The sequence below is a fragment of the Staphylococcus sp. AC872 genome (assembly GCF_979255425.1).
The window spans coordinates 389,552-402,067 of the sequence record NZ_CEEDKW010000001.1 but is presented as its reverse complement, the minus strand read 5'-3'; the positions used below and the strand labels follow the sequence as shown (position 1 = coordinate 402,067).

At 34.2% G+C, this 12,516-nt stretch carries 13 protein-coding genes; 9 read left to right on the top strand and 4 right to left on the bottom strand.

Annotated features, from left to right (window positions below):
• Positions 1–20: 20 nt before the first annotated feature.
• The gene (locus tag ACZ267_RS02025) at positions 21–1,175 is read left to right on the top strand and encodes an aminotransferase class I/II-fold pyridoxal phosphate-dependent enzyme (protein ID WP_171991397.1); all 1,155 of its coding nucleotides are present in this window, start codon (positions 21–23) and stop codon (positions 1,173–1,175) included.
• 21 nt (positions 1,176–1,196) lie between these two features.
• The gene (locus ACZ267_RS02020; protein WP_463680281.1) at positions 1,197–2,195 is read left to right on the top strand and encodes a D-lactate dehydrogenase; all 999 of its coding nucleotides are present in this window, start codon (positions 1,197–1,199) and stop codon (positions 2,193–2,195) included.
• Between the two features lie 43 nt (positions 2,196–2,238).
• Here the strand turns inward: ACZ267_RS02020 and copZ are convergent, their stop codons facing one another.
• The 3 genes from copZ to ACZ267_RS02005 form a co-directional block, all read right to left on the bottom strand.
• Positions 2,239–2,445 (bottom strand): copper chaperone CopZ, encoded by a 207-nt coding sequence (gene copZ, locus ACZ267_RS02015; protein ID WP_002466956.1) that lies wholly within the window; start codon positions 2,443–2,445, stop codon positions 2,239–2,241.
• Between the two features lie 93 nt (positions 2,446–2,538).
• A complete protein-coding gene (locus ACZ267_RS02010; protein ID WP_047211127.1) occupies positions 2,539–4,923 on the bottom strand; it encodes a heavy metal translocating P-type ATPase in 2,385 nt (794 codons plus the stop codon).
• Between the two features lie 211 nt (positions 4,924–5,134).
• Positions 5,135–5,341 carry a hypothetical protein gene (locus ACZ267_RS02005; protein ID WP_002466979.1) on the bottom strand — a complete coding sequence of 69 codons (207 nt, stop codon included), beginning with the start codon at positions 5,339–5,341 and terminating at the stop codon, positions 5,135–5,137.
• A gap of 192 nt (positions 5,342–5,533) precedes the next feature.
• Here ACZ267_RS02005 and ACZ267_RS02000 point away from each other — a divergent pair, with 192 nt between their 5' ends.
• From ACZ267_RS02000 to ACZ267_RS01970, 7 genes are all read left to right on the top strand, one after another.
• Complete coding sequence (locus ACZ267_RS02000) at positions 5,534–6,403, top strand: SDR family oxidoreductase (RefSeq protein WP_124747917.1); 870 nt, start codon at positions 5,534–5,536, stop codon at positions 6,401–6,403.
• Between the two features lie 40 nt (positions 6,404–6,443).
• The gene (locus tag ACZ267_RS01995) at positions 6,444–7,004 is read left to right on the top strand and encodes a sugar O-acetyltransferase (protein ID WP_002466946.1); all 561 of its coding nucleotides are present in this window, start codon (positions 6,444–6,446) and stop codon (positions 7,002–7,004) included.
• 328 nt (positions 7,005–7,332) lie between these two features.
• Complete coding sequence (gene pruA, locus ACZ267_RS01990) at positions 7,333–8,877, top strand: L-glutamate gamma-semialdehyde dehydrogenase (protein WP_002466954.1); 1,545 nt, start codon at positions 7,333–7,335, stop codon at positions 8,875–8,877.
• A gap of 212 nt (positions 8,878–9,089) precedes the next feature.
• Positions 9,090–9,317, top strand: coding sequence for a FeoA family protein (locus ACZ267_RS01985; RefSeq protein ID WP_002466951.1), 228 nt, complete (start codon positions 9,090–9,092; stop codon positions 9,315–9,317).
• A 4-nt stretch (positions 9,318–9,321) separates the two neighbouring features.
• Entirely contained in the window at positions 9,322–11,316 is a 1,995-nt protein-coding gene (feoB, locus tag ACZ267_RS01980) for a ferrous iron transport protein B (RefSeq protein ID WP_047211125.1), read from the top strand.
• A 12-nt stretch (positions 11,317–11,328) separates the two neighbouring features.
• Positions 11,329–11,496 carry a FeoB-associated Cys-rich membrane protein gene (locus ACZ267_RS01975; protein WP_047211124.1) on the top strand — a complete coding sequence of 56 codons (168 nt, stop codon included), beginning with the start codon at positions 11,329–11,331 and terminating at the stop codon, positions 11,494–11,496.
• A gap of 139 nt (positions 11,497–11,635) precedes the next feature.
• Positions 11,636–12,100, top strand: a complete 465-nt coding sequence (locus ACZ267_RS01970) for a hypothetical protein (RefSeq protein WP_047211123.1) — start codon at positions 11,636–11,638, stop codon at positions 12,098–12,100.
• Between the two features lie 59 nt (positions 12,101–12,159).
• Here ACZ267_RS01970 and ACZ267_RS01965 read toward each other — a convergent pair whose 3' ends face one another.
• The gene (locus ACZ267_RS01965) at positions 12,160–12,498 is read right to left on the bottom strand and encodes a YrhK family protein (protein ID WP_002450138.1); all 339 of its coding nucleotides are present in this window, start codon (positions 12,496–12,498) and stop codon (positions 12,160–12,162) included.
• Positions 12,499–12,516 lie beyond the last annotated feature (18 nt).

Below are 12,516 nucleotides of genomic sequence, written 5' to 3'. Positions count from 1 at the left end.
AGGAGGCATGAGACTTGAAAATGTCAGAGAGATTGGCGGCAATTCCTGAAAGTTATTTTGGCAAAACTATGGGGAGAAAAATAGAATATGGGCCTCTTCCTTTAATTAATATGGCTGTTGGTATTCCGGATGGTGAAACACCACAAGGTATTATTCATCATTTTGCTAAAAGATTGAACGTACCTGAGAATCAAAAATATGGTGCTTTTCATGGTAAAGCATCATTTAAACAAGCCATCGTTGATTTTTATCAGAGACATTATGATGTTGAATTAGATGCAGAAGATGAAGTTTGTATATTATACGGTACGAAAAATGGACTTGTTGCACTTCCAACTTGTCTCGTTAATCCTGGGGAAAATGTGCTATTACCGGATCCAGGTTATACAGATTATTTAGCGGGGGTCATGCTTGCGGATGCGCGCCCTGTCTCATTAAATTTAGAACCACCGCACTATCTACCAGATTGGGATAAAGTAGATAAAAATATATTAAATAATACAAAGCTAATTTATTTAACATATCCAAATAATCCAACAGGCTCTACTGCTACCAAAGCAGTGTTTGATGAAGCGATTCAAAGATTTAAAGATACTAATACTAAAATTATTCATGATTTCGCTTATAGTGCATTCGGTTTTGATGCTAAAAATCCAAGTATTTTATCATCAGAGAATGGAAAAGATGTAGCTGTTGAAATATTCTCATTATCAAAGGGATACAATATGTCAGGATTTAGGGTAGGCTTTGCAGTAGGAAATCGTGACATGATTCAGGCCTTGAAAAAGTATCAAACACATACGAATGCAGGTATGTTTGGTGCCTTACAAGACGCAGCAACCTATGCGTTAAATCATTATGACGAATTTTTAGAACAACAAAATGACACATTCAAGCGAAGACGAGATATGTTTGAGCGTAAATTAAGTGAAGCAGGGTTGCCATTTGTACATTCTAAAGGTGGTATTTATTGTTGGTTAAAGACACCACCCGGATATGAGAGTGAATCATTTGAACAGTTCTTATTAAAAGAATATTCCATTTTAGTGGCACCTGGTATCCCGTTCGGTGAAAATGGTAGAAACTATGTAAGGCTATCTTTAGCACTACCAGATGAACAACTTGAAACAGCAGCAGAACGATTAGCAACTTTAGCAAATTTATATGGAAAATAGTACATAGGGGATGAAGTTATTATGACTAAAATTAAAATAATGAGTGTTTGTGACGAGGATATTGTATATATTGAATCATGGGCTAAGGAAAACAATGTGGAATATGAGTTAACTAAGTCACCATTGACAGAGGATAATGTCGATAAGGTTAAAGGATTTGATGGGTTATCATTATCACAACAACTACCTATTTCAGAAGCGGTGTTTGCTAAATTAAAATCATTCGGTATTAAACAAATTGCTCAAAGAAGTGCGGGATTTGATACATACGATTTAGAGTTAGCATCAAAATATGACATTATCGTCTCTAATGTGTCTTCGTACTCACCAAGTTCAATTGCAGAATTTGCAGTAACACAAGCTATTAATGTTGTCAGACATTTTAATGCTATTCAAACTAAAATGAAATTACATGATTTTAGATGGGAACCATCAATACTGTCACAATCAATCAGTGATTTGAAAGTGGCAGTCATAGGTACTGGAAGAATAGGAAGTATTGTAGCTAAAATTTTTGCTAATGGTTATGGATGCGAGGTAGTCGCATACGATCCTTTTCCTGATGCGCATATTAAAGATATAGTGTCATATCAAACCACTTTACAAGAAGCTATTGAAGGTGCAGATATTGTTACTTTGCATGTCCCAGCAACTAAATATAACCATCATTTATTTGATCAATATACATTTAATCATTTTAAAAAAGGTTCAGTATTTGTCAATTGTGCACGAGGCACTTTAGTCGATACACATGCGTTACTATCATGTATAGATAGTGGTCAAATTAAAGGTGCTGCTCTGAACACCTATGAATTTGAACGTGGCTTATTCCCTAGTGATCAACGAGATAAAAAGATGAATGATACGTTACTTCAACAACTGATTGATAGAGAAGATATCATCATAACACCACATATTGCATTTTATACAGAAGCAGCAGTGGAAAATTTAATCGTTGATGCGTTAGATGCAACAATGGAGGTTATTCAAACAGGAACAACTCATTTGCGAGTAAATTAAAAAACGGGAGCGATACCCATTAAGGTCGCTCCCGTTTTAATTTTTATTTAACATCATAGCCTTGATCTTCAATCGCATCTTTCATGTCAGAAAGTTGAACTTTATCTTCGTTATAATCCACTCGTACTTGTCCTTTTTCTAAATCAACTTCTGCAGCTGAAACACCGTTTATTTTAGCTAAAGCAGATTCAACAGCATTTTTACAATGATCACAACTCATGCCTTCTACATTAATAATTTCTTGTCCCATTTTAATTCACCTCATTTTATTTAATATCTTATCTTCATTTTATAACTAAGTTGTATGACTTAAAAGTAATTGATACAACTTAATTGGATTGTTTTATTTAATGATTCGTTTCAATCTTAATGCATTGGTTACAACGCTAACAGAACTTAATGCCATCGCAGCGCCTGCAATCCATGGTGCAAGTAGACCTAAAGCGGCGATAGGTATACCTGCGATATTATAGCCAAAAGCCCAAATGAGATTTTGACGGATATTGCGCATTGTTAGTTGGCTGATATTGATTGTTTGAGATAGTAATGATAAATCACCACCTAATATTGTAATATCGGCTGCTTCAATCGCAACTTCGGTACCAGTACCCATGGCAATACCGATATCTGCAGTAACAAGTGCAGGGGCATCATTGACACCATCACCAACCATAGCTACTTGTCGACCTTCTTTTTGTAGACGTGTGATGTTGTCGGACTTTTCGTCTGGAAGTACATTGGCAATGACATGATCAATACCGACTTGTTGTGCTATCGCTCGGGCGGTATTATTATTATCACCGGTCAACATCACGACATCAATATTCATTTTGTGTAGTTTCTGTATTGATTCAATAGCATTATCTTTAATAGTGTCTGCCACAGCGATCATACCTTGATATATATCATCGATGGCAATTAGCATGACCGTTTTACCATCGAGTTCCCACTGAGTCATTTTTTCATCTATATGAGAATTCAAAGGAATTTGATGTTTTGTCATTAATTGACGATTACCAACTAAAATCGTTGAATGGTCAACAGTTGCGGATATACCATGTCCTGGCATAGCATTAAATTCATCCGTATCCACTAATTCGAGATTTTTTCCTTTAGCATAGTCTACAATGGCTTTTGCTAATGGATGTTCGGAAGCGTTCTCTGCACTAGCGAGTAATTGTAGTGTACGTGTATCACCGTCAAAATCAGTTACTACAGGCTTCCCATTAGTAATGGTCCCCGTTTTATCCAAAACAATAGTATCAATGTGTTGTGTTTGTTCAACGTACTGACCACCCTTAAATAAAATACCTTTTTCAGCAGCGCGTCCTGTTCCCACCATGATAGATGTAGGTGTAGCTAATCCTAATGAACATGGACAAGCGATTACAAGTACTGAAATAGCTGCCATAAGCGCGGGTTCGAATTCTCCGACATGAATCACTGTAATCCATATCATAAACGTAAGTAATGCAATACCGACAACGGTTGGCACAAAATAACCAGATATTTGGTCAGCTAATCGTTGAATAGGCGCTTTGGACCCTTGTGCTTGTTCGACAACCTTAATGATATTAGCTAATGCTGTATCATTACCGACTTGTGTTGCTTCCATAATGATTGAGCCATTTTGATTAATCGTTGCGCCAATAACTTTGTCATCCACATTTTTATCTACTGGGATAGATTCCCCAGTTAACATAGATTCGTCTATAGACGTTATACCTTTAATAATGACACCATCAACTGGGATTTTTTCACCAGGTTTAATAATAATATGGTCGCCAACTAGAACATCTTTAATGGGAACCATTTTTTCTATACCATCTTTAACAATGCGCGCTTCCTTAGCTTGTAAACTTAATAATTCACCTAGGGCATTGGTCGTTTGTGTTTTAGCTTTTGTTTCCAAATATTTACCAAATAAAATAAGCGTAATTAATACAGCACTCGTTTCAAAATAAAGGTGTGGCATATGCGTTGAATGATTGAGCCATTTAAACATTTCATAAATGCTATAAAAATAAGCTGCGCTTGTACCTAAAGCGACTAATACATCCATGTTGGCAGAGCCATTTTTTAGATTTTTATAAGCACCTTTATAAAACTGCCAACCAATTATAAATTGTACTGGTGTAGCCAATATGAATTGGAACCAGGGATTCATCAATAGGGAGGGCAAAGGTAAATGGAATAAATGAACCAACATTGTCATCAGTAGTGGTACTGATAATACGATAGAAAAGATTAATTTATGGAACTGTTTCTTCAGTTGTTTATCTTTATTTGAATATTGTTGTTGTCCTTCTTTAACTTCAGCGTCATAACCTAAATTCTGGATTTTAGAAATAAAATCATCACTATTAACGACGCCACGATAATATGTCACAGTTGCTTGTTCTGTAGTCAAGTTAACCGTCGCTTGAACGACACCATCCATTTTATTAAGGACTTTCTCTATACGATTTGAACATGCTGCACATGTCATACCAGAAATAGTTAATTCAATACTGTCTTTTACTACATCGTATCCCAAATGCTGGATTTCGTTGACATAGTCATTAGTTCGGTATTGTCCTTTAAAATCATCAATAGTGGCTTGCTCAGTTGTAACGTTAACTTGAGCTTTAACATCATCCAGTTTGTTTAATTTCTTTTCAATTCTATTGGAACACGCAGCGCATGTCATGCCAGTGATGTCTAAAGTTGTTATTTTGTTTTTATCCATGCGAAATCCTCCGTTTCTATTCACTTTTAATATACCCCCTATAGGTATTTAAGTCAATCGTATGAACTGAGGTATTGTCAGTAAATAGGTAAGAATAACAAAAAGTACAATCCAACCATGCGTAAGACATGAGAATTGTACTTTAATCATCTATATTAACAGCTGATTCGCTGGTATTGTCATTTATATGAGTCATTGGTTTATTAAGTATCTAGAAGAAATCTGATGGAGAGAATTGTTTGATATCAATATCTTTAAGTTGGTTAATATCATAATTGGAAAAGTTCTCTAAAAGTTGTCCATTTTTCATTTGTTGATAGTATTGGTCGGCTTCGTTAATGACATCATGTGTTTGAACTGTTTTAACGACACCTAAGAGGATTAGGACTGCAATAACAGTTTTTAATATCCTTTTCATTATTATCGGCTCCTTTTGGTTTTGATACTATTTATTATAGAAAATAAAGTACTTGAATACATGGGGCTATGGTATTGATGTTACCTCGTACTTCAGTATGATGTTTAAAAATAGGCATGGAAAAAGTATTTAAATCGTTTTGAAAGCAGCTTTATAGGGAAGTTGAATATTGATTAGGAAAGGGGACATGTTATGAATTTATTAGAATTTCATCAACAAATTAAAGGTTATACGCAAAGTAATCAACCTGGTATTGAAGCGGAAATGAAACCTAAGCCAATAGCTGAGTTAAACACATATCAAGCTGCAGGAAAATTAAAAGACAAAGTTGCACTAATAACTGGTGGTGATTCAGGCATTGGACGTGCAGTTGCGATATTATTTGCTAAAGAAGGTGCCAATGTAGCCATTGGTTACTATAATGAGCATCAAGACGCTAAAGATACAGTTCGTCGTTTAGAAGAATTAGGTGTTAAGGCTAAAGCATATGCACATGATTTAAAAGACGAGACACAATCGCAGCAACTTGTGAAAGATGTTGTCGATGATTTTGGTGGACTTAATATCCTAGTTAATAATGGTGGCGTGCAATTTCCTCGAGATCATTTTGAAGAGATTACACCGGAACAAGTGAAAGAGACATTCCAGACAAATATTTTCGGAATGATATTTTTATCTCAAGCAGCAGTACCGTATTTAAATGATGGAGATTCAATTATTAATACGACAAGTGTGACAGCATATAGAGGATCAGGTCACTTGATTGATTATTCAGCGACAAAAGGTGCTATCGTATCATTTACACGTTCATTAGCTACGACATTAATGGAGAAAAATATTCGTGTGAATGCAGTAGCACCAGGCCCCATTTATACACCGTTGATTCCTGCAACATTTGATGAAGAGAAAGTTGAAAATCAAGGCGGTGGTACACCAATGGGGCGTCGTGGTCAACCAGCTGAACTAGCACCATCATATGTATTTTTAGCAACACCTGCAGATAGCTCATATATCACTGGACAGGTGATTCATGTTAATGGTGGAGACTTCATGACCACTTAACAAATAGTTAAACGAATTAAATGATAGGATGACGTAATAAATGACAGAAAAAGAAAAAATGTTAGCACATCAATGGTATGATGCCAATTTCGATTCGGAATTAATCAATGATAGGAAAAAAGCTAAAGATTTATGCTTTGACTATAATCATACAAAACCAAGTCATGAAGACGAAAGAAATGAAATATTAAAGTCACTGTTCCAATCAAATCCTGAAAATATAGATATTGCCATTCCATTTGATACTGATTACGGATGGAATGTGACCTTTGGTGAAAATGTATTTCTTAATACAAATTGTTATTTAATGGATGGTGGAGGTATTACATTTGGTGATAATGTATTTGTAGGTCCCAATTGTGGCTTTTATACAGCGACACATCCATTGAAATATGAAGATAGAAATAAGGGATTAGAATTAGCTGAGCCTATTAGTGTTGGTAGTAATACGTGGTTTGGTGGTAATGTAGTGGTATTACCAGGTGTTACTATCGGCGAAGGTAGTGTGATAGGTGCAGGTAGTGTTGTAACGAAAGATATCCCGCCTAATAGTTTAGCAGTAGGAAATCCATGTAAAGTCATACGTCAAATTGATAATTAATCACATAGTTGTCCATAAGAAGTAAAAGTGGTTCAATGCGTTTGCTTCTTGTGGACTTATTTTATTTCGAGTTGAGGTTGGCGATTTAACTTTCAGAATCAAAAAAATATTAAGGTTTGAATAATCCGCATATTAAATTTTTGAAATATTAAGATTTTTAAATGAAAGCGATTGCAAAAGTGTAACAGTACATAGTAGAATGTAAGAAAGGTTGAGATAAAATGACACTGAAAGACAGTAACATCAATAGGCATTTATCTAGACCTCAATATCATTAAACAAAGGGTTTGAAGAACTCACTTTAATATTTCATAGGGGGTACGCAATAATGGTAGTAGATTTTAAAAATGAACCAGGTATTGATTTTACGGTTCAAGAGAATGTAGATAAATTTAAAGAGACTTTAAAAAAGGTTGAAGGACAACTTGGTCAAGATATTCCATTAGTGATTGATGGTAAAAAAATTAGCAAAAAAGATCAATTTGAATCTATCAATCCAGCCAAAACATCTCAAACTATTGCTAAAGTCTCAAAAGCAACAAAAGAAGATGTAGAAAAAGCATTTCAATCTGCTAACGAAGCATACCAAACATGGAAAAAATGGTCTCATAAAGATCGTGCTGAATTAATGTTACGTGTTGCTGCAATTATTCGTCGTCGTAAAGAAGAGATTTCTGCAGTAATGGTTTACGAAGCGGGTAAACCTTGGGATGAAGCAGTTGGCGATGCAGCTGAAGGTATTGACTTTATTGAATATTATGCACGTTCAATGATGGATTTAGCTGATGGTAAACCAGTATTAGATAGAGAAGGAGAACATAACAAATACTTCTATAAATCAATTGGTACAGGCGTTACAATTCCACCTTGGAACTTCCCATTCGCAATTATGGCTGGTACAACATTAGCGCCAGTAGTAGCAGGGAATACAGTATTATTAAAACCAGCAGAAGATACACCATTAACAGCATATAAATTAATGGAAATTTTAGAAGAAGCAGGATTACCTAAAGGTGTAGTTAACTTTGTACCGGGCGATCCAAAAGAAATTGGTGACTACTTAGTTGATCATAAAGATACGCATTTTGTGACATTCACTGGATCAAGAGCGACAGGTACGCGAATCTATGAAAGAAGTGCAGTAGTTCAAGAAGGACAAACATTCTTAAAACGTGTTATTGCTGAAATGGGTGGTAAAGATGCGATTGTTGTCGATGAAAATATCGATACGGATTTAGCAGCAGAAGCCATTGTTACCTCAGCATTTGGTTTCTCAGGACAGAAATGTTCAGCTTGTTCTAGAGCTATTGTTCATAAAGATGTGTACGATGAAGTTTTAGAAAAAGCAGTTAAATTAACGAAAGCATTATCATTAGGTGATACAACTGGCAACACGTTCATGGGACCAGTGATTAACCAAAAACAATTTGATAAAATTAAAAATTACATTGAAATTGGTAAAGAAGAAGGTAAATTAGAACAAGGTGGCGGCACTGATGATTCTACTGGATACTTCATTGAACCTACTATTTTCTCTGGATTAAAATCTTCAGATCGTATCATGCAAGAAGAAATCTTCGGACCAGTTGTTGGATTTGTTAAAGTGAAAGACTTTGATGAAGCTATCGATGTTGCTAATGATACTGAATATGGTCTAACAGGTGCAGTGATTACAAATAACCGTGAACATTGGATTAAAGCTGTTAATGAATACGATGTAGGTAACCTATATTTAAATCGTGGTTGTACAGCTGCAGTCGTTGGTTATCACCCATTCGGTGGATTCAAAATGTCAGGTACAGATGCCAAAACAGGTAGCCCAGATTACTTATTAAACTTCTTAGAACAAAAAGTCGTTTCTGAAATGTTCTAATTCATATAGTAATTAAAAGATAAGAAACGTTGTTTGAGTCGCTTTATGACTTAAACAACGTTTTTGTTTTTCGTAAAAATTGAGTGAGAAATTAAGTTGTCATAAATTGTTAATAATATTGGATTAAATGATATTGAATATCAAAGGATATAAGTATACGCTTACTTTAATTAATAATGATTATCAATATTATTTGGGGAAGCGTGAGGTAAATGTTAAATATTAAATCAGCACTAAAAAATAAAAAATATAAGATTAAACAAATTGATATCAATAATAAGGACATGATTTATAGATTGAATGCATTTGGTATTCGAGTAGGTTCAGATATTAAAGTGAAACAACGTTGTATGTTCAATGGACCATGTGTGATTGAGATTAGCGGACAACAAGTGAGCATTAGACATTGCGATGCTTGTCAGATAGCTTTGGAGGAATAGGATCATGAGTCAAAGTTATTGTATTTTAGGTAATCCCAATGTCGGTAAGACCTCCCTCTTTAATAATTTAACAGGTTCTTATGAGTATGTAGGTAACTGGAGCGGTGTCACTGTTGAAAAGAAAGTTGGGAAATTAAAGCAAGAATTAGGAACCCTCGTTGATTTACCAGGGACGTATGATTTATCTCCAATATCTAAAGACGAAACAGTTGTGACAAAGTATTTATTGCAAAATGATTATACAGGAATGATTAATATTGTTGATGCGAGCCAACTCAAACGGAATTTGCAGCTAACAATTCAATTATTAGAACTGAATGTGCCAGTGATGATTGGTTTAAATATGATCGATGTATCTGCCAAACGAGGTATTATGATTGATCATGATAAACTGATGCGTCGTTTAAGAGTACCAGTATTACCAGTCATTGCACGTAATGGTAAGGGTACAGCGCATATGCTTGAAGAGTTACAATATTTAGATCAAGCTCAAGTGCCACACTTCAAATTAAACTATGGAACAGAAATAGAAAAAGCTATCAAAGATATTTGTGCATGTTTAAAAGACGGTACTCATTATATGTCGCAGCAAATGCGTTTTATCGCAATTCAATATTTGTTAGATAATGCGCAAATTTGTCAAACGTTAAATCAGACATTGATTCAACAATTAGAACCAATTAAATCAGCACTTTCACAACAACTCACATTATCTATCCGTGATGATATAGAACAAAAACGTAATCAATATATAGAACAAATACTAACAGACGTCGTGACATATCCAGATGAAGAAAAGCAATTCTTCTCATCAAAATTAGATAAAATACTAATTAATAAATATATAGGTATGCCTATTTTCCTAGGTATTATGTGGTTGATATTTCAAATTACTTTTACCTGGATTGGTACACCACTATCTGATCAATTAGATGATTTTATCGGAGGTACTTTAACCGATTGGGTTAAAGCGGGCATGCATCAAATAGGCGTCGTACCATTTTTGCAAGATTTAATTACAGATGGAATCATTGCAGGCGTAGGTTCAGTACTTGTATTTGTACCACAAATTATCGTATTGTTCTTCTTTATTTCATTGCTTGAAGATTCAGGGTATATGGCTAGAATCGCCGTATTAATGGATAAATTAATGGAACATTTTGGCTTAAGTGGTAAAGCATTTATACCAATGATCATTGGTTTTGGATGTAATGTGCCCAGTATTATGGCTGCACGTAGTATAGAAAATGAGAAAGAAAGATTATCGACAATATTAATTGCGCCATTTATGTCATGCTCAGCAAGACTACCCGTCTATGCTTTGTTTGTAGGGGTATTCTTTAAAGAACATCAATCTTTAGTGGTACTCAGTCTATATGTGTTAGGTATTGTCATTGCTCTTATTGCAAGTACTATTTTAACTAAGACCGTCCTTAAAAATAAGCATTCATTATTTATTATCGAGTTACCTACGTATCGAATTCCATCAATTAAAACATTATGGAGAAGTACATGGGAAAAGGCAAAAGGCTTTGTTAAAAAAGCAGGTACATTTATTTTTGGTGGGTCAGTCGTGATTTGGCTTCTAAGTTATGCAGGTCCAGGTGGATTTAATGTCAGTATCGATCAAAGCTTCTTACATATTGTAGGTTCGATTGTAGCTACTGTTCTACATCCATTAGGATTTGGCACTTGGCAAGCAGGTGCAACACTCGTTCCAGGGTTTTTAGCTAAAGAAGTCATTGTTAGTTCAATGGCAATCATTTATTCATCAAGTGAAGGTGGTCTCGTACATGTTTTACAACAACAATTCACACCTTTATCAGCGTATGCCTTTATGATTTTTATATTATTATATATTCCATGCCTATCAACAGTAGCGACGATTCGTAAAGAAACATATTCAATTAAATGGACATTATTTTCAATGATTTATCCATTAGCAACAGCTTATATTCTAGCACTAGCATTTTATCAAATTGCTAGATTAATCGTTTAAGGAAGTGGCGTAATGACAATTATCATTAATATTTTGATATTTTTAGCAATATTCGGCTATACAGTATATGTATTAATTAAACACTTCAAACAATCCAAGTCTGGACAATGCGGCTCATGTAGTTCTAAATGTCATTGTGATGATCAAATTAAAAGCACCCAAAGTAAAATTTTTAAATGAAAAAGTTCAATATCTGATTTTTAATATATTAAGAAATGATTGATTAAATATTAATTTACTAGAAAAATGATTAAAACTTTTAAATAGTGATATATAGTCAATAAGCAGAAAATTAAAAAACTATTGGGGGATTTTAATCATGAAAGGTAGTAAGAAATTAAATCAGTTATTAGAAGACAATGAGAAGAAGTTAAAGAAATTATTTAAATATGATAAGAAAGAGGCATTGTCATTCACGAAAGAAGATAGAGAAAAAGTCGAGGATCAGTTTGGTATATATGTGATATTCGATGGCAAAAAACCTGTCTTTGTAGGCCAAACTGGTGGTTATTCAACTGGATATAAACCGATTCAAAAGGATTTAAATAGCAAATTAGCGCAATATAATTCTAAATCTGATAGTGGCACAACCAAATTTAGACGAGAACTTGCGAAAAGTAAGAAAAAAGATACATCAGATTTAAAAGGTGTAACTGCAGAAGAATACGGATTAACTTTCCAATATATTAAAGTCAAAGATGAACCAGCATTTATTAATATTTTAGAAATTTTAGCTTTAGAATATGCGAAACAAGAAAATATGAAGTTATACAATTTTCAATAATTAGTAGAATTCAGAATATCAAGCGATGGAATGAATAAAGACTAAAGGTGACAGAACCTTTAGTCTTTATTGTTAGTATTTTGATTCAAGTCTTTTAAATATTGTTTATGATAAAAGTTGGCGAGTTTCAAATCATGGACGAAAGAGATGACAGGTCTTATCGTCATTTGTATACTACCAATAACAAAGAGAACTGTTCCAATTGTTACGGTTTTATCGCTAAAGAATAAGAAACTACCAACTAAAAAGACAAGTCCTAATACGATATCATTAACTTGATAAATGGCTTTATAAAAGTTAGTGATTTGATTCGCATGTGCTTCAGTGGCTTTGCTATTAAGTTGGTTATTTGTATTGAAATGTAAATCAACATCATTAGGATGCTTTTTCACAATCATCACCCCCAATTGATTATA

Bases quoted from the DNA above. Each gene is read 5' to 3' on its own strand.
- ACZ267_RS01970 (WP_047211123.1), top strand. From the start codon at position 11,636: ATGAAAGGTAGTAAGAAATTAAATCAGTTATTAGAAGACAATGAGAAG.
- feoB (WP_047211125.1), top strand. From the start codon at position 9,322: ATGAGTCAAAGTTATTGTATTTTAGGTAATCCCAATGTCGGTAAGACC.
- ACZ267_RS01985 (WP_002466951.1), top strand. From the start codon at position 9,090: ATGTTAAATATTAAATCAGCACTAAAAAATAAAAAATATAAGATTAAA.
- copZ (WP_002466956.1), bottom strand. From the start codon at position 2,445: ATGGGACAAGAAATTATTAATGTAGAAGGCATGAGTTGTGATCATTGT.
- pruA (WP_002466954.1), top strand. From the start codon at position 7,333: ATGGTAGTAGATTTTAAAAATGAACCAGGTATTGATTTTACGGTTCAA.
- ACZ267_RS02025 (WP_171991397.1), top strand. From the start codon at position 21: ATGTCAGAGAGATTGGCGGCAATTCCTGAAAGTTATTTTGGCAAAACT.
- ACZ267_RS02005 (WP_002466979.1), bottom strand. From the start codon at position 5,341: ATGAAAAGGATATTAAAAACTGTTATTGCAGTCCTAATCCTCTTAGGT.
- ACZ267_RS01965 (WP_002450138.1), bottom strand. From the start codon at position 12,498: ATGATTGTGAAAAAGCATCCTAATGATGTTGATTTACATTTCAATACA.
- ACZ267_RS02000 (WP_124747917.1), top strand. From the start codon at position 5,534: ATGAATTTATTAGAATTTCATCAACAAATTAAAGGTTATACGCAAAGT.
- ACZ267_RS01995 (WP_002466946.1), top strand. From the start codon at position 6,444: ATGACAGAAAAAGAAAAAATGTTAGCACATCAATGGTATGATGCCAAT.
- ACZ267_RS02010 (WP_047211127.1), bottom strand. From the start codon at position 4,923: ATGGATAAAAACAAAATAACAACTTTAGACATCACTGGCATGACATGC.
- ACZ267_RS01975 (WP_047211124.1), top strand. From the start codon at position 11,329: ATGACAATTATCATTAATATTTTGATATTTTTAGCAATATTCGGCTAT.
- ACZ267_RS02020 (WP_463680281.1), top strand. From the start codon at position 1,197: ATGACTAAAATTAAAATAATGAGTGTTTGTGACGAGGATATTGTATAT.